19 protein-coding genes are annotated in these 22220 nt (G+C 60.3%); 12 read left to right on the top strand and 7 right to left on the bottom strand.

Annotation, left to right across the window (positions count from 1 at the left end):
- Window positions 1–22 precede the first annotated feature (22 nt).
- Together ACTNBY_RS05580 and ACTNBY_RS05575 are read left to right on the top strand one after the other, a co-directional pair.
- Window positions 23–958 (top strand): DMT family transporter, encoded by a 936-nt coding sequence (locus tag ACTNBY_RS05580; protein ID WP_427728283.1) that lies wholly within the window; start codon window positions 23–25, stop codon window positions 956–958.
- 135 nt (window positions 959–1093) lie between these two features.
- Window positions 1094–1939, top strand: coding sequence for a hypothetical protein (locus tag ACTNBY_RS05575; protein ID WP_441048475.1), 846 nt, complete (start codon window positions 1094–1096; stop codon window positions 1937–1939).
- On the opposite strand, the gene ACTNBY_RS05570 is transcribed toward ACTNBY_RS05575, so the two are convergent.
- Both ACTNBY_RS05570 and ACTNBY_RS05565 read right to left on the bottom strand, forming a co-directional pair.
- Window positions 1936–3087, bottom strand: a complete 1152-nt coding sequence (locus tag ACTNBY_RS05570) for a diguanylate cyclase domain-containing protein (protein ID WP_441048476.1) — start codon at window positions 3085–3087, stop codon at window positions 1936–1938. The genes ACTNBY_RS05575 and ACTNBY_RS05570 overlap by 4 nt on opposite strands.
- 150 nt (window positions 3088–3237) lie before the next feature.
- Entirely contained in the window at window positions 3238–4260 is a 1023-nt protein-coding gene (locus ACTNBY_RS05565) for a 2-keto-3-deoxygluconate permease (RefSeq protein ID WP_441063730.1), read from the bottom strand.
- Window positions 4261–4774: 514 nt separating this feature from the next.
- On the opposite strand from ACTNBY_RS05565, the gene ACTNBY_RS05560 reads away from it, so the two are divergent.
- Complete coding sequence (locus tag ACTNBY_RS05560; RefSeq protein WP_441048478.1) at window positions 4775–5587, top strand: HD domain-containing protein; 813 nt, start codon at window positions 4775–4777, stop codon at window positions 5585–5587.
- Here ACTNBY_RS05560 and ACTNBY_RS05555 read toward each other — a convergent pair.
- Genes ACTNBY_RS05555 through ACTNBY_RS05545 form a run of 3 tightly spaced genes read right to left on the bottom strand, consistent with a single transcriptional unit; the run spans window position 5584 to window position 9209 of the window.
- Entirely contained in the window at window positions 5584–6789 is a 1206-nt protein-coding gene (locus ACTNBY_RS05555) for an FAD-binding protein (RefSeq protein ID WP_441063729.1), read from the bottom strand. The genes ACTNBY_RS05560 and ACTNBY_RS05555 overlap by 4 nt on opposite strands.
- Complete coding sequence (locus tag ACTNBY_RS05550) at window positions 6790–7605, bottom strand: electron transfer flavoprotein subunit beta/FixA family protein (protein WP_441048480.1); 816 nt, start codon at window positions 7603–7605, stop codon at window positions 6790–6792.
- 2 nt (window positions 7606–7607) lie between these two features.
- A complete protein-coding gene (locus ACTNBY_RS05545; protein WP_441063728.1) occupies window positions 7608–9209 on the bottom strand; it encodes an FAD-binding oxidoreductase in 1602 nt (533 codons plus the stop codon).
- 344 nt (window positions 9210–9553) lie between these two features.
- On the opposite strand from ACTNBY_RS05545, the gene ACTNBY_RS05540 reads away from it, so the two are divergent.
- The 9 genes from ACTNBY_RS05540 to ACTNBY_RS05500 all read left to right on the top strand — a co-directional run bounded on the left by ACTNBY_RS05540 (window position 9554) and on the right by ACTNBY_RS05500 (window position 19223).
- Window positions 9554–9850 carry a hypothetical protein gene (locus tag ACTNBY_RS05540; protein ID WP_154517147.1) on the top strand — a complete coding sequence of 99 codons (297 nt, stop codon included), beginning with the start codon at window positions 9554–9556 and terminating at the stop codon, window positions 9848–9850.
- On the top strand, window positions 9847–10356 hold the full coding sequence (locus tag ACTNBY_RS05535; protein WP_427719604.1) for a hypothetical protein: 510 nt from the start codon (window positions 9847–9849) through the stop codon (window positions 10354–10356). Before ACTNBY_RS05540 ends, ACTNBY_RS05535 begins: the two co-directional genes overlap by 4 nt.
- A gap of 87 nt (window positions 10357–10443) precedes the next feature.
- A complete protein-coding gene (locus tag ACTNBY_RS05530) occupies window positions 10444–11046 on the top strand; it encodes a hypothetical protein (RefSeq protein ID WP_441048482.1) in 603 nt (200 codons plus the stop codon).
- Complete coding sequence (locus ACTNBY_RS05525; RefSeq protein ID WP_195838580.1) at window positions 11027–11287, top strand: hypothetical protein; 261 nt, start codon at window positions 11027–11029, stop codon at window positions 11285–11287. Before ACTNBY_RS05530 ends, ACTNBY_RS05525 begins: the two co-directional genes overlap by 20 nt.
- Window positions 11288–11326: 39 nt before the next feature.
- On the top strand, window positions 11327–12718 hold the full coding sequence (locus ACTNBY_RS05520; protein WP_441048483.1) for a hypothetical protein: 1392 nt from the start codon (window positions 11327–11329) through the stop codon (window positions 12716–12718).
- Window positions 12719–12805: 87 nt separating this feature from the next.
- On the top strand, window positions 12806–13522 hold the full coding sequence (locus ACTNBY_RS05515) for a DUF554 domain-containing protein (RefSeq protein ID WP_154517132.1): 717 nt from the start codon (window positions 12806–12808) through the stop codon (window positions 13520–13522).
- Between the two features lie 88 nt (window positions 13523–13610).
- On the top strand, window positions 13611–15371 hold the full coding sequence (locus ACTNBY_RS05510) for a TerB N-terminal domain-containing protein (protein WP_441063727.1): 1761 nt from the start codon (window positions 13611–13613) through the stop codon (window positions 15369–15371).
- Complete coding sequence (locus ACTNBY_RS05505) at window positions 15364–16662, top strand: ATP-binding protein (protein ID WP_441063725.1); 1299 nt, start codon at window positions 15364–15366, stop codon at window positions 16660–16662. Before ACTNBY_RS05510 ends, ACTNBY_RS05505 begins: the two co-directional genes overlap by 8 nt.
- A gap of 116 nt (window positions 16663–16778) precedes the next feature.
- Window positions 16779–19223: a DEAD/DEAH box helicase gene (locus tag ACTNBY_RS05500; RefSeq protein WP_441063724.1), complete on the top strand. Its 2445-nt coding sequence runs from the start codon at window positions 16779–16781 to the stop codon at window positions 19221–19223.
- A 204-nt stretch (window positions 19224–19427) separates the two neighbouring features.
- Here the strand turns inward: ACTNBY_RS05500 and ACTNBY_RS05495 are convergent, their stop codons facing one another.
- Together ACTNBY_RS05495 and ACTNBY_RS05490 are read right to left on the bottom strand one after the other, a co-directional pair.
- The gene (locus ACTNBY_RS05495; protein ID WP_441063723.1) at window positions 19428–20303 is read right to left on the bottom strand and encodes a spermidine synthase; all 876 of its coding nucleotides are present in this window, start codon (window positions 20301–20303) and stop codon (window positions 19428–19430) included.
- Entirely contained in the window at window positions 20304–22211 is a 1908-nt protein-coding gene (locus ACTNBY_RS05490) for an elongator complex protein 3 (RefSeq protein WP_441063721.1), read from the bottom strand.
- Window positions 22212–22220: the final 9 nt, after the last annotated feature.

Genomic DNA, 22220 nt, shown 5'->3' with positions numbered 1-22220 from the left:
TCGCGCATACAGGAAGGACATCATGGAAAGCCGCAAGCCGTATCTCGCCACCCTGCCCGGACTCATCCTGGGCTGCCTCGTCTGCTGCGCACTCTGGGGGTCGGCTTTCCCCTGCATCAAGATCGGCTATGAGCTCTTTGGCATCCCCGCGCACGATAGCGCCTCGCAGCTGCTCTTTGCGGGCTTGCGCTTCACGCTTGCCGGCGCCCTGGTTATCGTTGGGATGAGCGCGGCCCAGCGCTGCCCACTCGTTCCACAGGCTCGCGACATTAAGCCCATCTGCATCTTGTCGCTCTTCCAGACTATCGGGCAGTACTTCTTTTTCTACCTGGGACTCTCGCGCGCCAGCGCCATGTCGAGTTCCATCATCGAGGCCAGCGCCAACTTCCTCGCCATCCTCTTTGCCGCTCTGGCGTTTCGCACCGAAAAGCTCGATGCGACCAAGGTACTCGGCTGCGTACTGGGCTTTGCCGGCGTCGCATTCGTCAACCTTTCGGGTGCGGACGGCACCTTTGGCTTTACACTCGACGGCGAGGGATTTATATTGGCTTCCACTATTGCGGGCGCCCTGTCGACCTGCCTCATTGGCATCTTCTCGCGCGAGCATGACGGCGTCTTGCTCGCCGGCTGGCAGTTTTTGGTCGGCGGTTTGGTCCTTACCGCCATCGGGTTTTTGATGGGCGGCGCGCTATTCCCCACCGAAATCGCCCCCGCCATCGCGCTCATCATTTATATGGCGCTCATTTCCGCCGTCGCGTACTCGCTGTGGTCCCGCCTACTCGCCGTCAACCCCGTTAGCCGCGTTTCGGTCTTTGGCTTTATGAACCCGGTCTTTGGCGTGCTGTTGAGCGCGTTGTTGCTCGGAGAGGGCGCTGGCACGAGCCCCGTTACCGTAATTGTGGCCCTGCTCTTGGTCTGCAGTGGCATCATCATTGTCAACAAACCTAAAAAGGCCTAACAAACCACCCCGTTTTGAAAAGGGCAGCTCTCACTTTAGCTTAATGGAGCACACTGTATCTCGTTGATTTCGTACCGAGTCGCGGCGGCAAACGCCGCCTTGCCGTAACGCGCCGGCGACATCGAGGGGATGCAGATGCATAAGAAACTGGTTATGGGAAACCAGGCCTTTGCGTATGCCGCGCTTGCGGCGGGCGTTCGCGTGGTCGCCGGCTACCCGGGCACGCCGTCGACGGAACTTGTCGAGACAGTTGCCAAACTCAAGGCCCAAGGTAGTGCCGAGGGTGTCCACGTCGAGTGGTCGACCAACGAAAAAGCCGCGCTCGAGGTGCTGGCAGGTGCATCGTATGCAGGAGCGCGCTGCCTTTTTACCTGCAAACAAGTTGGACTAAACGTTGCCTCCGACCCGCTCATGAGCCTCAACTACGTGGGCATCAAGGGCGGTCTGGTGCTGTTTGTTGCCGATGATCCCGGCCCCATCTCCTCTCAAACCGAGCAGGATACGCGCCGCTTTGCCGCATTTGCGAAGATCCCCGTGCTCGATCCGCAAAATCTGGAGCAGGGTTACGCGATGATGCAAGAGGCATTTGAAATCTCGGAGCGCTACCATACGCCCGTTATCGTGCGCCCCACCACCCGCGTATGTCACGCCTCAACCTATTTGGAGGTACCCGAGCATACCGTCGCACATCCCGCTGGCACCTTTGAGAAGGATCCCAAATGGGTTATCTTCCCGCGCCGTTCGTTTGCCGCCCATGGCGAGGTTAACGAGCGCCTGCCGCAGATTGCAGACGCCTACTCCAGCGGCAAGGCCGCAGACGCGTTTAACCCCATCGAAAACCATGGCGATGCCACGCCGCGCCTGGTGAGCTGCCGCGCTCCGAGAAAAAGACGAGGCGCATCTTCGACAGCCGATACTAGTCCCCGAAAGCGCAGAAGGGGCGCACGACCATCGCAACGGTCGTGCGCCCCCCTTTTTTAGCGTATCTGGACGCCGACTTTCTTCTTCTCGCGCTTTACGCGGTAGAGCTCCGCGTCGGCAGCACGGAGCAAGTCTTGCCAGGTATCGACGCCATCACCAACCCGTGCGTAGCCGATGGACATCCGCAACAGATACGGAACCTCGGCGCGCGCGAGCTCGTCGTTGATTGCCGCGCACAGATGCAAGATATCCTGCTCCGCTATCGCCTTTTGAAGCACCACGAACTCATCGCCGCCATAACGCGCGATAAAGCTACCAGACGCCGAGCAGACTTCTTTGAGCGCAGCGGATATGACCTGAAGAGCATGGTCGCCCTCCACATGTCCATAGCGGTCGTTAATCTGCTTAAAGCCGTCGGCGTCCATCACAAGCAGATAAACGTCTTCGGCCTGATCCACATTTGAGAAGAGCGACAGTATATAGGTCTCAAAACGGTTGCGATTGTTGAGGCCAGTCAACGGGTCGGTCGAGATGAGCTGCTCCTGGAAGACAATGTAGAGCAGCAATATGCTAATCATTATGCCGACACAAAGACCGGGCAACGAGTATACAACCTGAAAGGTACCGCCCACCAGGGCCGGAATGGCGAAAAATGCCAAGGTTCGATAGATGGTCTTCGTCTGCAGGCTCTCGACCCTGCGAGACTGCACAAACGCATGTAGGGACGTATGTATAACGTAACAGTAGCTGACAATGGGCTGGATCATATAAGCAGAGCCGCGACTATACACGCCCTGCGAATCGATATAGAACAGGGCGTGCGTCCAGTAACTGGTAAACGCCAGCACGACCACCAGAACCGTAGGCGACGCTACAAGCACCACCCTATAGCGCGAGGCCAAAAGGCGAGAACCCTGCACCGTCTCGGAATAGATAAACCAAATGAGACACACGATGGCAAAGAGCGAAAACGAAACCGCGTTGGAAATCCAGTTGACAGCAATGCCCAACGTGCCGTCCACACCATCCAATAGCACCCAGATCATATCGAAGAATATGTACGCGGCAGAGGTGTAGCCAAGCATGCTAAACAATAGCTGCTGGGTGCTCGAGAACAAGGAGCGACGGCTCCGCACGGCAAGCCCGATAAGAACAATCATGCTTAGCAGGAATATCTCAATCTTGAGCGCCTTAACCACCAGGCCCATCTCCCCATCATCAAACCGACAGCGCTTCTCCGAGCCGCACGCATCACCATAACTCCCCCAATCCAGAGGGGAATGAGGGAATAATACCAGAGCGCCCGGGCGCTCTCACGGCGCGAGTTGCACGCCAGCATCATTGATGGGCGCCGATGGCTACTCGCCATCGATGTCGGCCGCGACGGCTTCCTCGATGGCCTCGACACCGGCGGGCGACAGGTCTTCCTTGCCCTGGCAGAACTTCTTATCGACCCAACCGGTCAGAATCGGAGCCATGATTGCCGTGATGATGACGGCGGTGGCGATCTGAGCGTATGCGGTGGGCGCAAGATCGGCATAGCGCGGCGCGACCTCGGCAAGAGCAACCGGCGTGGTCATAGCCGTGCCGGCGATGGTGGAACAAGCCACGGCGGCTTTGCCGTTACCGCCGCACAGGCGCTCGAACGCAAAGGTGATGGGACCGACGACAAACAACGTGACAAGGCCCAGCAAGATGCCGGAAATGCCGCCGGTGATAAAGCTCGACAGGCTCATAGACGCACCGAGCTGAAATCCGATGACGGCGATCGCAGGATTGGTGCCGGGAACCAGCAGGTTCTTGATGAACGGGAAGAGGTTGCCCAAAACCATGCCAATCACGAGCGGCAGGATGGAACCGATGATGGTGCCAACGGGAATGTTGGCAAGACCAGAGACACCAAGAATGATCATGGTAACCGCAGGGCCCGCCGTGAAGAACGGGATGCCCACGGCGCCCTGCTCGGACTCGTCGCCAAACTCGCCCATGATGCCCGTGTAGAGCGCCATGTTGCAAAACGTAATGCCGCCGATGATGGAAACCGAGCTCAGGCCCAAAAAGTTGTCATTAAAGAAATACGCAACGCTCAAGCCCAGCACGGCTGCCACCACAAGCTTAGGAATCAGTACGACGATGCCGGTCTTGATGGCACCCGGCGTGGACTTAAAGCTGATGCCGGCACCCACGAACAACAGGATCGCGGCGACGATGGTATTGGAACCGCCGCGGCAGGCGGCGGTAAAGAAGCCGCCGATCTCGAAGCCCTGCGGGCAGAAGGTATTGAGCAAAAGGCCGACGATCATCGGGTAGATCATGATGTCACCCGGAATGCGCGGTACTTTGAATTTCTTTTGCTCGTTGGCGATCGCTTCCTGTGCCATGAAACCCCCATTTCCGCCGACGCAGGACAAAAGCCCACGTCATGCTTTGCTACAGTAAAGTTTGACCATGGTACCAGAAGAAGCAGACCGGCTCGGTGAGAAATCCGATTCGTGGGGCCCGGACGCTAAACGCACCCCACTCCTATACGAGGCTCAAAACGATATAGAGCCCGATACCCGAGACGCAGCACCACAACATCGACTTTGTCTTGATTGCCACCGCAACGACGCCGACAGCCGCTGCGAAAAGAGCAGGCAAATAAAGAGCGATGTGCAGACAAAACCCGCAATAGCGGTGGGAATATCGACAACGGCGCACCTATCGCAACATTGGGAAGCATCACCGGCCAGACGGTTTTAACGATTTTGAGCACCATGGCGTTCCTCGTCCCGACAAGCTTTCCGAGCCGCATTCGACGACATGGCAGAATCATCGCCCGGCGGCAACCGAGTTCACCTACAATTGCCACCGGATCGAAAGACACAGAAAGACACAGCTTTTTAGGAAGTCATTATGACAGCTATCGATCGAACGGGGGCAATCGCGGCCTTCAGGACCTACACCGATGCCTACGATGCCGCCAATCCGCGTATCGCGCTCAAAATCGAGCATACGTACCACGTTGCCGAGGCATGCGATGCCGTGGCACGCAAGCAGGACTGGGCACCGCAGGACATTGACCTGGCGTGGCTTTGTGGGCTGTTGCACGATATGGGCCGCTTTGAGCAGCTGCGACGCTGGGACACGTTTAGGGATGCCGAGAGCATGAGCCATGCGAAGTTGGGCCTCGAGGTCCTCTTTGGCAAAAACCCTGCAGACGCGCCCGCGGCAACAAGTATCCGCGACTTTATCGACAGCCCGGCAGAAGACGAGCTCATCCGCGCGAGCATCGCCTATCACAGTGACTTTCGCCTGCCGGCACAACTCGACGAGCGTACACGGTGCTTCTGCGATATCGTGCGCGATGGCGACAAAATCGACATTATGCGCACCATCGCCGACAGCACCGTCGACACCATCCTCAAGGTGGATGAGGACGCATTTCTCGCCAGCCACTTCTCGGCGCCGACGTTGGCCGCCTTTGACGAGCACCGCTGCGTCGCACGTGATGAACGCGACGAGCCCGCGGACTACCTGGTAGGACTCATCTGCTTTATGTTTGAGCTCGTCTATCCGGCGAGCCGCGCGCTGGCGCGCGAGCAGGGCGATATCTACCGCCTGCTCGACGCGCCCTTTGGTATTACGCAGCCCTTTACCGACCCCGCCACACAGGCAGCCTGGAGCCGTCTTAGGGAAGAGATGCGCGACTGGCTGGCGCGCGCCTAGCGCTCAAGCTGGGCTAGCAGCTCCTCGACGACCTCGACGGCATCACCGACAACCTTGTACTGGGCAGCACCAAAGATGGGGGCATCCGGGTCCTCGTTGATGGCGATAATGCATTCCGCCCCACCGATGCCGGCAAGATGCTGGATGGCGCCCGAAACACCGATACTCACAAGCATCTTGGGCGAAACCGATACGCCCGTCTGGCCAATCTGATGGCGATACTCCAACCAGCCGGCCTCCACGACGGGTCGCGTGCAGCCAAGCTCGGCTCCCAGAGTCTCGGCGAGCCTTCGCATCAGCGGCAGGTTTTTCTTGGAACCAATGCCGCGACCTACCACGACCAGGCGCTCGGCATCGGCGATTGAAGCCTGCTGTCCCCACTCCTCGGCGGGAATCGAGATCTCGACACGAGCCTTAGCATCATCCGCAAGTGCTATCTGGGTGATCGTGCCGGAGCGGCCGTAGTCAAAGTCGGGCGCCTTAAAGATGCCGGGGCGCACCGTTGCCATCTGGGGACGATGATTGGGGCAGACGATGGTGGCCATCAGGTTGCCGCCAAACGCCGGACGCGTCTGTTGCAGCAGCCCCGTCTCCGTATCCATCGAAAGCACGGTACAGTCAGCCGTAAGGCCCGTCTGCAAACGCACGGCAACGCCGGGTGCCAGTTCGCGGCCAAAGGCGGTCGCTCCGTACAGAATGGCCTCGGGCTTGCGCTCTGCCACCAAATCGCAGATGAGGCGAGCGTAGACCTCCACATCGTTCTGGCGCAGACGCTCGTCGCGACAGATCAGGACCTCGTCTGCACCGGCGCAAACCAGATGCTCCAGGTCACCGAGAGAACCCTCGGGGCCCATGCCGACCAGCGCCACCAGGCGACAGCCGCGTGCATCCGCAAGCTCGCGGCCCTTGCCCATGAGCTCGAAGGCAACGGGAGCCACCGTATCGTGCTCGTCGGTCTGCGCGAATACCCAAATGTCTCGATATGCATCGAGGTCAACCGCGCCGGCGGCCTCGTCGCGCTCGATCGAAATGGCATTGATGGGGCAAGCGTCGACGCACCCGCCGCATAGGATGCAGCCGTCGGTTACGCGGGCGCAACGGTTGGGCCGCTCGCCTTCCACTACGATGCCGCCTGAGGCACAGGCGCGAACGCAGCGACCACAGCCGATACAGGCTTCGCTATCGATAATCAGTCCGCTCATCTATGCCATCCCCTCGATAATCTTGGCAAGTTTCGCCGCCTGCTCGGACGCCGTTCCGTCAACGGCCTCGCACGTTTGGTTGCGGTCGGGCACAAACGATCGCACGACCTGTGTCGGCGAGCCGGCAAGACCGCAGCGCGCGGGGTCGGCGTTCACGTCGGCAGCGTTGACCACGCGCACGTCCGCCTCCTCGGCCGCACGAATACCGGCGATACTCGGCATACGCAGTTGGCCAATCTCCTTGGCAGTCGTCATCGCGCACGGCATCTCAAGATAGACCGTCTCCTCGCCGGCATCGCAGCCGTGAACAAGCGCCAGTGAACCACAGGTCGTAAAGCCCGCGCTCTGCACGCAGCTCACGTCGGTCACGCAGGGAATCTCGAAGGCACCGGCAAGCTCGGGACCAATCTGGGCCGTATCGCCGTCCACCGCCATCTTGCCGCAGATGAGCAGGTCGAAGTCCTCGTCGAGCGCCTCAATGCCGCACTTGAGGGCATAGGTGGTTGCCAGGGTATCGGCACCTGCAAAGGCGCGATCGGTTAGCAGCAGTGCGTCATCGGCGCCTCGGGCGATGCAGTCGCGCAATAGCGATTCAGTCGCGGGGATGCCCATCGACACCACCGTTACGCGCACGTCCATGCCAAAGCCGATAAAGTCGTCCTTCAGCGCCAGCGCGCATTCCAAAGCGCTCGCGTCAAAGGGATTAATGACCGCCTGCTTGCCATCGCGCACGATGGTATTGGTCTTGGGGTCCATCTTGACCTCGGTGCTGCCCGGCACCGCCTTGACGCACACCACCATATGGAAATCGCTCATCTTCACGCGCCCCCTTTCTGGACGAGCTCATCCAAGAGCTTCTCCGAAAACAGGTTACCGCGGCCCAACTGCCCGGCAGGATCGAGCTGGAGCTTGAGCCGCGCCGACTCGACCATGGCCTCGTGACCGTACATCGTCTCCAAGAAGCCCGCCTTGATCTTGCCGACGCCGTGTTCGGCGGAGACGGCGCCGCCCATGGCCGTGACCTCGGAAGCCCACTGGGCAAAGAGCTCTCCGCCGCGGCGGTAATCCTGCGCATCGCGCGGCAGAATGTTCACATGCAGATGGTTGTTACCGATGTGCCCCCAGGCGGCAGATTCAAGCCCACTTTCGGCCAACGTGCGGCGATAAAGGGCGATGACATCGGCCAAACGTGCGTTGGGCACCGACATATCCGACCCCAGCTTGGTAATGGTGGGGTCCGTGCGGCGACGCTCGTCGATGAGCATGTTGACGCTCTCGGGCACCGCATGGCGGAAGAATCGCTGACACTCGCGATCGACCTCGGTGCGCGCGACCCATGTCGCATCGTCGCTGCCGCCCGCAAGCTCCAGTACCCACCCCAAGTGATACAGCTCCTCAGTCGCCTGGGCTTCGTCGTCGCAGTCGAGCTCCACGTAGACACAGACCTTGGCGTCTTTGTCGAGCGCCGGCAGCGAGGCGAACGCGGTCGACTGCTCACGCTGACGACGCAGGATATCCAGGGCGCCCGCATCGAAATATTCGATGGCAGCCGCGTGGGACAGGACGGGACGTACAGAATCGGTGAAGGACACGGCCTTGTCTTCGCTGTCAAAGAAGCAGCTCACGCCCCAAACGACCGTAGGCGCCGCCTGCAGGGCAATCTCGAGCTCGGTGATGACGCCGAGTGTTCCACACGCACCGATAAACAGATCGATGGCATCCATATCGTCAGCAACGAAATAGCCCGAAGCATTTTTGGTCTTGGGCATGGTGTAGTCGGGAAGGTCGAGCTCGAGCGTGCGGCCCTGCACCGTAACGAGCGAAAGGCGACGACCCTGTGCAAAAACCTCGCCACGGTGAAGCTCGAGCAGGTCGCCATCGGTCAGCACGACATGAAGGCCCGTGACGTGAGGGCGCATGGGGCCGTAAGCGTAGCTACGGGCGCCGGAAGCGTTGCATGCCGCCATACCGCCCAGGCAGGCAGATGCCTCGGTGGGATCGGTAGGAAAGAATTGCTCGGGAGCTTCCTGGAACTCCTCGTAGGCCTCAAGCGATGCCTGGTCCCAGCCGGCAGTCGGCAGCACTTTCTTGCCCAGTTGCTTGCGCAGCTCAGACAGCACGACGCCGGGCGCCACGCGCAAAAGAAAGCGGCCCTGCTCATCGCGGCGAATGCCTAGGTAGCGATTCATGCGGGAAGTATTGAGAATGTGACCGCCATGAGGCACGGCGCCGGCGGCAAGACCGGTCCGGGCGCCCTGAACCGTCACCGGGACACGCTCGGCATGGAGCTTTTCCATAATGGCGCGGACCTCGTCCTCCGTTGTCGGAAACGAGATGCTCGAGGCCTCGCCCGATGTGCGAGACTCATCGCGACCATACTCTTCGAACTCGTCGGTGAAGGGTTTGATGGTTGCAGACACGCGAACTCCCCCTTTAGCTAACTACAGTGTTTGCAGGGAAATGTTACCGCATCGTTTCACCGACATGTTCGAGACCGTCTCCATAATTGACGTTTTTAACGTTCGCGCAATTCGGCGAACGGCGGAATTTTCGAGACAAGCGATGCTTTTGCCACACGTTGCCGCGCAGCCACAACATGTGCATTTATCAGTCAAAAATAGTTGAGATTTTTTTCACATGCTTTTACCTGCGGGGATATCGGCTCGTCAAGCAATTGGTTAGTTATTGGGCAAGTTGCGGCTGATACGGTCGGCATCGACAGCCAAACCAATAGGAGTTTTGGCCCCAGAGCAGGGAGGTTTCCATGGCATATTACTGGCCCCAATACGGTTTCGCCATCGAAGTCGATGACGACCCCTATCTCTTGCCTTTCGACGAAGATGCATTTCCAGGTACGGAGGTCTACCACGTCACCACCGATGTGATCTGCGACCCCGAGTCGTTCTCGGCGCTCGCCCACCACATCGCGCGTATCCACAACATCGAGCTCCCTCACGACTTCGACGAGCTCATCTACTCGCGCCGCCTGATGCTTCACATGCTCTTTGGAGCGGACCCGTCCACGTTCGCACGTGTCTACACCACCAAGGACGCCGCATGAGTGCGAAGAAGCCGCCCCGCCTTGCAGGACTGGGGCGTCGCAAGAAACTCGTCGTTGTCTGCCTGGCTGTCGTCTGCGCCCTCATCGCCGTAGGGCTATACGCCTGGCAGTCGCAGCCCGTGCCCGAAGCGGGCGCCTCAGTCACGACGGCAGAAGGTAAATCGCGCCAAGAAATCCAGGATGAGCTCGACGCCATCGTCCGCGACAACATGATGACGATCTCGGTCGCGCCGGTCGCACAGTTGCAGGAAGGCGGCAAGTTGCGCGTCAACGTGCAAAACGTCCAAGACAACAAGTTTCCCCAGCGCTTCCGCGTGATTCAAAACGACGAGACCATCTATGAGTCCGGTGTGGTCGAAGCCGGCAAGACGGTTGAGACCTGCCCCGCCGGCGATATCCAAGAAGGCGAGGCATATATCGAGATTCAGGCACTCGATGCCAAGACCTACGACACCCACGGCAATCCGACGCGCGTCAAAGTGCGGGTGGCACAGGCAGAAGGCTAGTGGCCGACGCGCTCGCAGGGGCAGCACCCTGTCCCCATTCGTCCAACCATCACGGAAACAGTCCGTGACGAGCAGAAAGGATCGATTATGAACACACCCATGAACCTGAGCGGAGCCAGGGCACTCGCCGTGGGCGCAGGGCTTACGCTCGCACTTGCGATGGGCGCCGCGCCAACGGCGGCCATGGCAGAGGTGCGCGTTGGAACCACCGATGTGACGGTGAAGGCCGACATTAGCAATGTTTCGTTTAAGGCGCCAACGGTCATCCCCTTTGCCGCCAAAGCCGACGGAACGCTTGTAGGACCCTCCGACAATACGATTACCATCGACAACCTCTCGGCATATGGCATCCACGTCACCAACATGAAGGTCACGGCCAAGAACGACTGGACAATCGTTGCAGACGCAAAGACGGGCTCGGCCCAGAACTCCATCGATTTTAAGGTTGGCCCCGATACGGCAGAAAAGGATGCCAGCTCGGCGACTCAGACTACGGGCCTCGATCTTTCCCAAGACGCAAGCTTCGACATGAAGTACAAGGACATTGCCGACGGAACGGACAAAATTAGGCTCAATGTGAGTGGCCACGTCGCCCGCGTCACGCGTGACATCTACCACGCCACCGGTACGGGAGATCAAGTGGCAAGCATCACCTGGACGGTCGAGCCCGGTGCGCACGCCACGTCCTAAGGCGATTGCACTGGCCGCCATCGTCGGCATCTTGGCGTCCGCACCCGCAATGGCCTTTGCTCAACAAGAGCAAGCGCAAGCGGCCACAGAAGTGACCGTCGATCTTTCGGGCCTTAATCGCGGCAGCCGTCACGAGCCGCTCGTCCAGACGAGCGACACCCGGCAACTCATTGCGGTAGGCGTCGCCACGGTGGGAGCAGGACTGACGTGCCTTGGCCTGCACATCAAACGCAACCAATAGCCAAGCACGACCGGAGTACGCGGAATAGATAGGAGAACCATGGCACCCAAAAACCTTTTGCCCGTTGCCGCGCTCTGCAGCGCACTGGCGAGCGGTACGCCTCTCGCCGCTTGGGCGACGCCCGCCACGGCAAGCTCCTTACCGCAAGCTCTGAACCCCGCGGCGAATTCGTCGGGTATCGTCGCCTGCCAACGTTTTTCGCTCGCACATGCCACGGTCCGAACCTCGGGATGCCTTCACCGCAATGCGGTCGACTCGATAGTCGTGGATATCAAGCGACCGGACAAGGAGAACGGCCCCCAGACAGGTTGCGCCATCTGCACATGGAAATCGGCTGCAGTCGACGCCGATGGCGACCCATGCGACTTAGAGCTGCGCATCGATATTGCCTCGGTCGATGACTCGGCGAACGGGGCAAAGGTCGTCTTCGACAGCGCGGCCCATGAAGAAGAAGGGGGTGTATGCCTGGGCTGCGTTCCCTCGAATGCCGATGGCGCGCAGCCCATCATCTCCTTTACGGCGTCGCTGCGGCTGACCAAGGCGGACACCGAAGCCATCGCAACGGGAGATGCGCCTTTGCTGTTCTACGCTGGCGACGCGGACGACCAAAAGGCTCAAAGCACCAGGCAGAAGGGCTCGCTTAACCTCACGCGCGGATCAGAACCCGCCCCCATCAATATCGATGCCCAGGAGCCGGGCGTGCAGCGCATTCTCGCCGATCCGGCGCTGCTCCAAATGACATGGCACGGAGTGGGGTCCGTCGAGATTGCCGCTCCTATATCGAGCGATAATGACAAATCCCCCAAAGACGAGGTCGCAGACGCACCGGCACATGTTGACGATGCATCATCAGAAGACAACGCTGCGGTTCCTCTCGAGAAGCCAAGCGGCAGCGCCACCGAACTAGGCGATTCCCAACCGAAAGACGGCCTGGACTTTGCCGCTCCCCCAAGTGTCGACGAAGGCAACTGTTGCATGATGGTCGCGCTCGACCACACGGAAACCGTCGATGCTGCAAGCATTGAGCCAGTCGCTGCCAATGCGCCCCGCCGCAAAAATATCCTCATCGCATTCCCCAACACCGTCGAGCTCGTCTTTTTGCCTTCGGGCGAAGTCGTCGCGCCTACGGCACTTACAGCAGTGGGAGCAAAGAGCGCATCGAACGATATCCAAGCTATCTCGGCACTTGATGCCACAACGACCGCCAAGTTACACCTTTATTCCGTTGCAGCAGACGGAACGCGAACCGAAGAATTCGACGGAACCAAGCTTTTGGTTCCTCGTCGCATCGGTATCCAAGAAGACGTCCCCTATCAAATGGAACTTGAAGGGTTCGATCGCGCACGAGATGCCGACATCATTGCCGCAGCCATCGAATCCCCACAGCACCTCATGACGCTGCGCTTCGACTTTAGCCCCATCCTGTCCTAGACCGCTAACCGTCGCTTGGCTCGGATACTGAGCGCCCCTCCCCGTTCTGCTACGATTGCCGCGTTGGCATCAATTACAGGAGGGTTCATGCCGGGTTTAGGAACGATCATCAACGTCGCGCTTTTGATCGCGGGCGGTCTGCTTGGCCTTATGGGCGGGCGCTTCATTACGCCTCGCATCCAAGACACGCTCATGAAGGCGTCGGGGTTGTGTGTTCTGTTTATCGGCCTGGGCGGCACCATGCAAAAGATGCTCGTTATCGATGGAGAGGCGTTGGCGACCACCGGCACCACCATGCTTATCGTCTCATTTGCCCTCGGTTCGCTCATCGGCGAGGCCATCAACCTGGAGGCCGCCATCGAGAACCTCGGCGAATGGCTCAAGCGCAAAACCGGCAGCGAAGGCGACAACGAGTTTACCAACGCCTTTGTCTCAGCATCGCTCACCGTGTGTATCGGTGCCATGGCCATCGTAGGATCGATTCAGGACGGTCTGCTCGGCGACTGGTCCACGCTTGCCCTGAAGGGCGCGCTGGACTGCATCATCGTCTGCACCATGACGGCCTCGCTTGGCCGCGGCTGCATCTTCTCGGCCCTGCCCGTTGCCGTATTCCAGGGCACGATCACGCTTTTTGCCGGCGCACTCTCCCCCATCATGACCACCGCAGCCCTCGACAGCCTTTCGCTTGTGGGCTCTATGCTCATCTTCTGTGTTGGGGTTAACCTTATTCGACCTCAGACCTTCCGCACGGCCAACATGCTCCCCTCCGTCGTCGTGGCGGTCATCTACGCCCTCTTGTTCTAAATCTATCTACGTAGCGGTTTCTCGAACACCTGTTTGATGCTGTGCTATGATATGAGGTCACCGAAGCTGCGTTAGGAGAGGAGAAGCGGTGGCCGACCAGGACGTCAAGATGCTCATCGAGCGCATTATGGCCGAGGCCCGGACCCATCAGTCCGCCCACTTCTCAAACGAAATCTATGCTGACGAGCCGATTCTCAAGACCGGTCGACAGATGCAGAACTTCCTCCCCGACCAGTACCGCAAGATGCGCGAGATATCGCGCTGGCAAGATGATCCCAAAGGCGGCGCGGGACGTTGGCTATCGGAGGCGGAGCTCTTTTACCGCCAAGGCCTGCTGATGGCCGACTTCGAGGACGATTGTCCCTACAACGGCACCTTTAAGTCGTACTTTCCCACCTACAATGCCATGAGCGATCGACAGTTGCGCGGCTACTTTACCTGGCGTGCCCAAGTGCGCCGCGGAACTGTCGAGGAAACGTCTACGTCCTTTGCCTTCCTGTATCTCTATGAGCTGATCTGCGGCATTGGCGTAGATGACCCACTCGATGGCTTTAGCAAGATCAAGGCCTTTTGGAACGCCTATCGTGCCTTCGAGCCCGGCATCGACCGGTTTGCACGCGTGTGGTTGCAAGATTACGCCGTTTTCCACGGGCTCGACCCCAAACTGCTTCGCGACTCTAAAACCGTCATGTTCGATAACGCCCTTATCGAGCTGCGACGCGCGGCTCGAGACCTTGCACCTGCACCGACGCCGCCGGACCTGGCGCCTGCGCGTCGCAAGACCTCCGAGCCTACGCTCCCCCTCCCGCCCGACGAGGCGGGCGAGGAGCGACTCATGGCCGCCATCAACGCCCTCTCCACGTATAACCTCGATAACTCTAGACTCGATCGCAGCCACCATCGCGACCTACGCCACGTGGCATGTGCCGTGTACGTCCGCATGGCGCGCTACTATGACACGCATCGAAAGACCGGTATCGTGGCGAGCTTGTTTGGGGAGGAGACGGCCATGCCCTATACCATGTTTGCCTCGGCCGTGTTCTTTGCGCCCGAGCGCCACGAGGACTGCGAATACCGTCTTGACCCCATCCATATCTACCGCTGCCAAAACGGTTTTTGGGAATGCATGCGAATTCACGGCAGTAGGCAAAAGAGCAGCAAGCTTGGTGAGATGATGCGCGCCTGCGACCAACGTCTGCGCCTGGCCCTAGCCCCCGCCCACCCCCTGAAGGAGGAGAAGGTCCCCAAATATCTGGCCAAAATCATCGATGACGAGATCGTGGCATGGCTTTCGTGGGATGCCGCACACCAGCCCGTCAAGATCGATATCGATTTGAGCCAGCTGGGGCACATTCGGAGCGCCGCCGCGCAAACGCGTGAAGCGCTTTTGATTGATGAGGAGCGCGAGGACGGCACGCCCGCGGAAGCCGAGGCAACGCTTATCGAGCAGCCGGGCCGCGAGTCTGCGCCCGGCATGACTGCCGAACCTGGCGAGATGACCATACAGCAAGACGAACCCGACAAGCCGACTGTCTCCGCCGAAGAGTTTGGCGTCATGGCACCGCTCCTCGTGTCTGCGCCCGCACCCGTAACGCCCGCGTCTGCCGAAGCTACGAACAAACTCGCGCCCGCCGAAGATGCCTTTCTTCGCGCGCTCCTCGAGCAAAACACAGCGCAAGCGACATCGGCAGTGGAGAGGTCGGGCCAGAGCGAGGATATGCTCGTCGACAGCATCAACGAGACGCTCTTTGACCTGGTGGGAGACACCGTTATCGAGTTCGGCGCGGCAGGACCGCAAATTATCGAGGATTACGAAGCAGACGTGAGAGGATACCTAGACCATGAGTGATACCGCATCCGCAGCACCCCGCGTGCCCAAGCGCGTCGCTGCCGTCATTCTCAACTCACTCAAGGGCGGTGTGGTCCCGCGCATCGGCCTTCCCTATATCACCGTAGGGCGCGAGGTCGAGATCCGCGCCCTGCTCACCGATTTGAGTCTCATCGCCGACGGTGGCGCGAGCTTCCGGTTTCTGGTCGGTCGCTACGGCGCAGGCAAGAGCTTTTTGCTCCAGACCATCCGCACGCACGCCATGGGCGAGGGGTTCGTCGTCGCCGATGCCGACCTGTCGCCCGAGCGCCGCCTGCAGGGCGGTCAGGGGCAGGGCCTTGCCACCTACCGTGAGCTCATCCGCAACATATCGACCAAGACGCGCCCCGAGGGCGGTGCGCTCAACCTTATTCTGGATCGCTGGGTCGCCTCGTGTGCCGACGTCGACGAGTCGGTCGTCAATGCCCAACTGGCCCCGCTCGAGGAGATGGTCCACGGCTTCGACTTCGCCCGCATGCTCCGCCGCTACCGCACGGCCGTATCCGAGGGCGATGAAGAGGCCATGAGCCGCATAACCAAATGGATCCGCGGCGAATACCGCACCAAGAGCGAGGCTCGCGCCGAACTGGGTTCCTCAACCATCATTAGCGATGACGACTGGTACGACTACGTTAAGCTCATTGCGCGCTTTTTGGTCTGCAGCGGCTACAAGGGCATGCTGGTGCTCATCGACGAACTCGTGAATCTGTATAAGATTCCCAACGCGATCACGCGCCAATACAACTACGAGAAGATCCTGACCATGTACAACGACACACTCCAGGGCAAGGCGCAGTACCTGGGCATGATCATGGGCGGCACGCCAACCTCCATCGAAGACCGCCGCCGCGGCGTGTTCTCCTACGAGGCCCTGCGCAGCCGACTCGCTCAGGGCCGCTTTGCACGCGAGGACCTTAAGGACATGCTCGCGCCCATCATCCGTCTGCAGCCACTCACCTACGAAGAGTTGCTGGTGCTGATCGAAAAACTCATGCAAATTCACGCCGGCTACTTTGGCTGGACGCCCACGCTTACCGAGAACGACCTGGTGGACTTCCTCAAGATTGAGTTCGGTCGCGTGGGAGCCGACACGCATCTGACGCCGCGCGAAGTCATTCGTGACTTTATCGAGCTGCTCGACATCCTATGCCAAAACCCCAACGCCAACGTGGCCGAGCTGCTGCAAAGCGTCGGCGGTGACGCGCCAGCAGCCGCAACAGACGACACCGGCACCGCAGGCGCCGACCGCAACTTCGCCGAATTCGCCATCTAACCTGCCAAAAAGGGACAGGTTTATTTTGGCAGGTTTTATCTGGGCAAACATTGAAGCAGTCATGCAGCAAGCCACTGCCCGCCGCGTTGAGAGATTCGCTTTTGAAAGGAGGCCCCGTGAACGCCTTTGACCGCTACGCCCCGTTTATCCAAGACTTCATCTACTCCCACGATTGGGAGAGTCTGCGCTCCATTCAGGTTGCGGCGGCAGATGCCATCTTTAACACACAAGACAATGTGCTCCTGACGGCATCCACGGCTTCCGGCAAAACCGAGGCGGCCTTCTTTCCCATCCTGACCGAGTTTTGGGAGAAGCCGCCCGCGAGCGTGGGCGCCCTCTACATCGGCCCCCTCAAGGCGCTCATCAATGATCAGTTCGTCCGCCTTAACGACCTCTGCGAAGAGGCCGATATCCCTGTCTGGCACTGGCATGGCGATGTCTCACAGTCGCACAAGGCTAAGCTCATCAAAAAGCCGAGCGGCATCTTGCAGATTACGCCCGAGTCACTCGAGGCGCTCCTGATCCATAAGCACATGGCGATCCCGCGCATGTTTTGCGACCTGCGCTATGTGGTCATCGACGAGGTCCACTCGCTCATGCGCGGCGACCGTGGCGGGCAGACGCTCTGCCTTATCGAGCGACTCTCGCGCATGGCCGGCGTGCAGCCTCGACGCATTGGCCTTTCGGCCACCATCGGCGACCCCGAGCGCACGGGCGCTTTTCTCTCACAGGGAACGGGACGTGACTGCGTTATCCCTCGTTTTGAGGAACCGCGCCGCGTATGGCGCATCTCCATGGAGCACTTCTACAACTCGGGTCCCCAGGCACAGCAGCGGGGATTCGAGAGCATGGGTCCTCAAGAGGCCGAAGTTCTTGCCTCCGAGCGCATTGAGGCAGCGGCACCCACGGCGCTGCCGGCCGACACCCAAGGCATGTGCCACAGCGGACAGCCCACACAGGAGGAGCGCCGTCAACGTCGCAAACGGGCACAGGGTAAGGCAACCTCCGGGAACCGCTGCACTTCCTCGGCCCCCGAGGGCGAAGTCGACATCCCCCGGGCCGCCGAGCAAGCGCTCCTCAACCCCACCGACACCGCACCCGACAACGCCGATCCCGGCATGGGCTATATCTTCGAACACACCCGCGGGCGCAAGTGTCTGGTCTTTGCCAACTCGCGCGAGGAGGCAGAGGCCGTATGTTCCATGCTGCGCAGCTACTGTGAGAGCCGACACGAGCCTGACCGTTTCCTCATCCATCACGGCAATCTTTCGGCATCGTTGCGCGAGACGGCAGAAGAGCTCATGCGCGATGAGGAGCAGGCACAGACGACCGTCACCACCTCTACGCTTGAGCTTGGCATCGATATCGGCCGTCTGGAGCGTGCATTTCAGATCGATGCGCCATTTACCGTCAGTTCCTTTTTGCAGCGAATGGGCCGCACGGGACGCCGCGACCTTCCGCCCGAGATGTGGTTTGTCATGCGCGAGGAAGAGCCCGAGCCGCGCACGATGATGCCCGAAACCATTCCGTGGAAGCTCCTGCAGGGCATCGCACTCGTACAACTCTATCGCGAGGAAAAGTGGGTCGAGCCGCCCGAGCTCGATCGACTCCCCTACAGTCTGCTCTATCACCAGACTATGTCGACGCTTGCCAGCACCGGAGAGCTCACGCCGGCAGAACTTGCCCAGCGCGTGCTCACGCTCAGTTATTTCCACCGCGTCTCAGCCGATGACTATCGCGTGCTGCTGCGTCACCTCATTAAGATCGACCATATCCAGGTCACCGAGGGCGGCGGGCTCATCGTGGGCCTCGCGGGCGAGCGCATCATCAACAATTTTAAGTTCTACGCCGTGTTTCAGGAAAACGAGGAGTTCACCGTCCGCAGCGAGTCGGCCGAGCTGGGCACGATCGTCAATCCCCCACCGCCCGGTGAACGCATCGCCATCGCCGGGCACTGCTGGATTGTCGAGGAAGTGGACTGGAAGCGCCATACCGTCTTTGCCACGCAGGTCAAGGGCCGTGTACCGGCTTACTTTGGCGACTGCCCCGGCGACATCAACACGCATGTACTCGAGCGCATGCGTAAAGCGCTCAACGAACATGCCGCGTATCCGTACCTTATGGGCAACGCGCGGGCCCGTCTGGCGCAGGCTCGCCATACGGCCGAGATTTCGGGTGCGGGCACTAGGCCACTCATTAACCTGGGCGGCGACACCTGGGTGCTCTTCCCCTGGCTGGGCAGCTATGCCTTTTTGGCGCTCGAGCGCATGCTCAAGATTAAATGTGCCGCGGAGCTGGGCCTTCGCGGACTCGACCCGTCGCGCCCGTACTTTATGCAGTTTAAGATGAAGGCCGACGAAGAGACGTTCTTTGAGGTACTCGCCGCCGAGGCCGAGAAGGACTTCGATCCCATCGAGCTCGTCTATCCCGGCGAGGTGCCTTACTTTGATCGTTACGATGAGTTCGTTCCCGAAGAGCTCGTGCGTAAGGGCTTTGCCGAAGGCGTGCTTGACATAGAGGGTATGAAGCAGCGTGTCCGCAGCTGGCGCGACCACGCATAAAACGGGGCTGACTATATGAGCAGTCAATTTGGGACGGGGCTATTTTAGCTGCCCTTGCAGGTAAAGCGAAAGGTTTGGCCGATTAGTGGCAGGGATAGCTAAAATAGCCCCGTCCCAAATTGACTGCTCCCGATGTGGAGCGAGCCGGCATCCGAAAGCAGCTAAAAAGCCCCGTCCCAGAAAGACTGGTCGCAGAAAGACGCGCTAGTCGTGAAGGACGGCGCCGAGGAAGTCGGCGTCAAAGGGCACGGCTTCGGCAAAGGCATAGTTCCCGTCGCTGGCGATGAGCAGGTAGTTTTCCTCGCCACCGAACTCCGCATCGCCACAGGGGACCACCCAGGCGTGGGCGAATACCTCGAGTGCCGTGGCAGCGCAGTCGCGCAGGAACGTTACATCGCTCCCCTCGTTTGCGCTCACGATATTGTCAACGTAGATACCCCCGGGGTTCAGGCTGCCCCGCACTAAACGCAACGCCTCAACCGTCGCCAGCTCGCGTACGGGCTCGGCACCGCCAAAGCAATCGCTCACGACCACGTCGTAGCGACGATGGCCCACACTCGTCACACCCAGATACGAGCGAGCCTCAGCGGTTATCACCCGCAGGCGATCGCCCGCCGAGCGCTCTAGCTCGTCTAGGTAGAACCAGCGGCGCGCCAGGCGCGTAATCTCTCCGTCATACTCGATAACGTCCATGCGCAGGCCCTCGTGCGACATCAGCGCAAATTTGGGATAGGCAAACCCGCCGCCACCTAGCATAAGCATACGGCTGATACCGTGACCATAAACGTCACGCATCGCATCCTCGGCCTCAAACACGTCGTCGAACGCTCGATAATACGCAAAGACGGGCTCCGCCCAGCGCTCGCCGACGTAACTCGCGCTTTGGTAGACACCGCCTTGCACCAATACGCGGACTTCATCGCCGCCCTCATCGTGCACGCGTTTCACGCGCGTCAACCCATTGCGGGTTCGCGCAACCTGCAGGCAGGCAGCGCGAACAGCGACGGCAGCCGCGCCCAGCGCCGCGGCTCCCAGAGCAACGCCGGCAACAACGCCGGCAGAAACACTCGGCTTGTTCATCTAGAGCTCCTTTTGCAGATAGAGTCCATGGTCGTAAAAACCCAAATGGCGATAGTACTCGCGCGTACCGATCGCGCTGATCACGTTGATGTGCGTATAGCCCGCGTCCCGAGCAATATGGCACGCACGCTCCACCAGCGACCGCCCCAGTCCATGATGCTGCGCCGCCTGACCCTGGTCGCCCACGCGTGCCGCCATGCCGTACACGTGCACCTCGCGAATCATCGCCTCGTCCGGCGTCGTCGGCAACTCGTCCACATGCGCGGCGACAAACGAATGGTCGGGCAGCGACAGGCGCAAAAAGCCCGCAATCTTGCCCTGCGGCGTCACCCACTGCAAAAAACGCTCGTGCGTCACCGGCGTCTCGTACGCTACATCCTCGTCAAGGGTCAGCTCATCCAAGTCGGCACCCGCCGTGCTGATCTCGCGATAGCGAATCTCACACACCGTCGCACCGTCACCCCGAGCAGCCAGGCGGTTCTCGACGAGCTGACGCAGGTTGGGCTTCTTGTTGCCCACCATAATGTCGTCGGAGCTAAAATCGCGGATCATGCGGCTGATGCGACAGAACGGCGGCGTCACCACGATGTCATCGGCTAGCACGTCGAGCAGCTCCTCCTCGGTATAGGGGCGCCACTCGCCGCGCTCGTAACAGCCCACCAGACGCGAACCCTCGATGAGCGCGCACGGGTAGACCTTGACCTCGTCGGGCATAAAGGCCCCCTCGGTCATAAAGCGCTCGTAGTCGCGCTTGTCCCCCTCGGGTGTGGCACCCAGCAAGTTGAGCATAAAATGCGCGTGGATCTTAAAGCCAAACAGGCGCGCAAGCGAAAACGCCCGCTCGATTTGCCCCACCGAAATGCGACGCTCGTTGATATCGAGCAGGTACTGGTCGAGGCTCTGGATGCCCATCTGGATCTTGGTGCAGCCCAGGCGGCGGATGAGCGTAAGCGCCTGCGGCGTTACGGCATCGGGGCGCGTCTCGATAACGAGTCCCACCACGCGATGCTTCGCCGTCTCGTTGATGCGCTGCTGACGCTCGAGCTCCTCCATCGTTGCCGTCTGCCACTCGGTGACCTCGCCCCACGGCGTACCGGGGCCGTACAGACGACGCACCGCACGGTTATAGCCGCCCACGGCAGCATCCACACGCTCCTGCTCGTCGGCAACGCCGGCAGCGAGCTCGGCCTCGTCTGTCGCAATGCCGGCAGCCCGATAGCGCTCGCGGCGCTCCGCTACCACCGGCGGCAGCGCATCGGCGGGTGCATCGTCGAGCAGACGCCCCGCCTCGGCACGGCTGATGCCCGGACGCGCCAACATGGGGTTGGCCGCCACGCCGGCGACGGCATCGTCATTGAGCGCACGGAAAAGCTCCGACATAAACCATGTCTGATAGCCTTCCGGATAGTCGCTCCAGGTGCCACCGAGCACAATGAGCTCAATCTTATCGGTCGCATGCCCCATCTGCGAAAGCGCGGTCAGACGAGCGCTCACCTGCAAATACGGATCGAAGCAATTTTGCTCCGCACGGGCGCACGCGGGCTCGGCATGCAAATAGCTTTTGGGCATACGCAGGTCGTTGGGGCAAAACAGGCAATCGCCCGAGCACGGCCACGGCTTGGTGATGACGGTAATGGTCGCTACGCCCGAAGCCGTGCGGCGCGGCTTCATGCGTAGCACCTGCAGCAGTTGACGTTCCAGATCGGAATCGACATTCCACGCAGCCCAACGAGCCGGATCCTCACGTTTAACCCGCTGGTAGAACGGCAGCAGACGGCGCTTGGCCAGATCGCGCTTGTCGGCACCCTCACGGCGCGCCTCGGCATGTATCAGTTTGACGAGCGCCTTGTCGTCTACGGTCTCGCCGCGACGCAGGGCCTCAAGTATGTTCAAGATAATCTGTTCCATGCCCCCATT

Origin of the sequence: Collinsella sp. HCP28S3_E12, from assembly GCF_052065595.1 — a bacterium.
In the GTDB taxonomy this organism is placed as follows: domain Bacteria; phylum Actinomycetota; class Coriobacteriia; order Coriobacteriales; family Coriobacteriaceae; genus Collinsella.
Note: the sequence above shows the minus strand (reverse complement) of the source record. Positions and strands in the feature narration are given on the sequence as shown.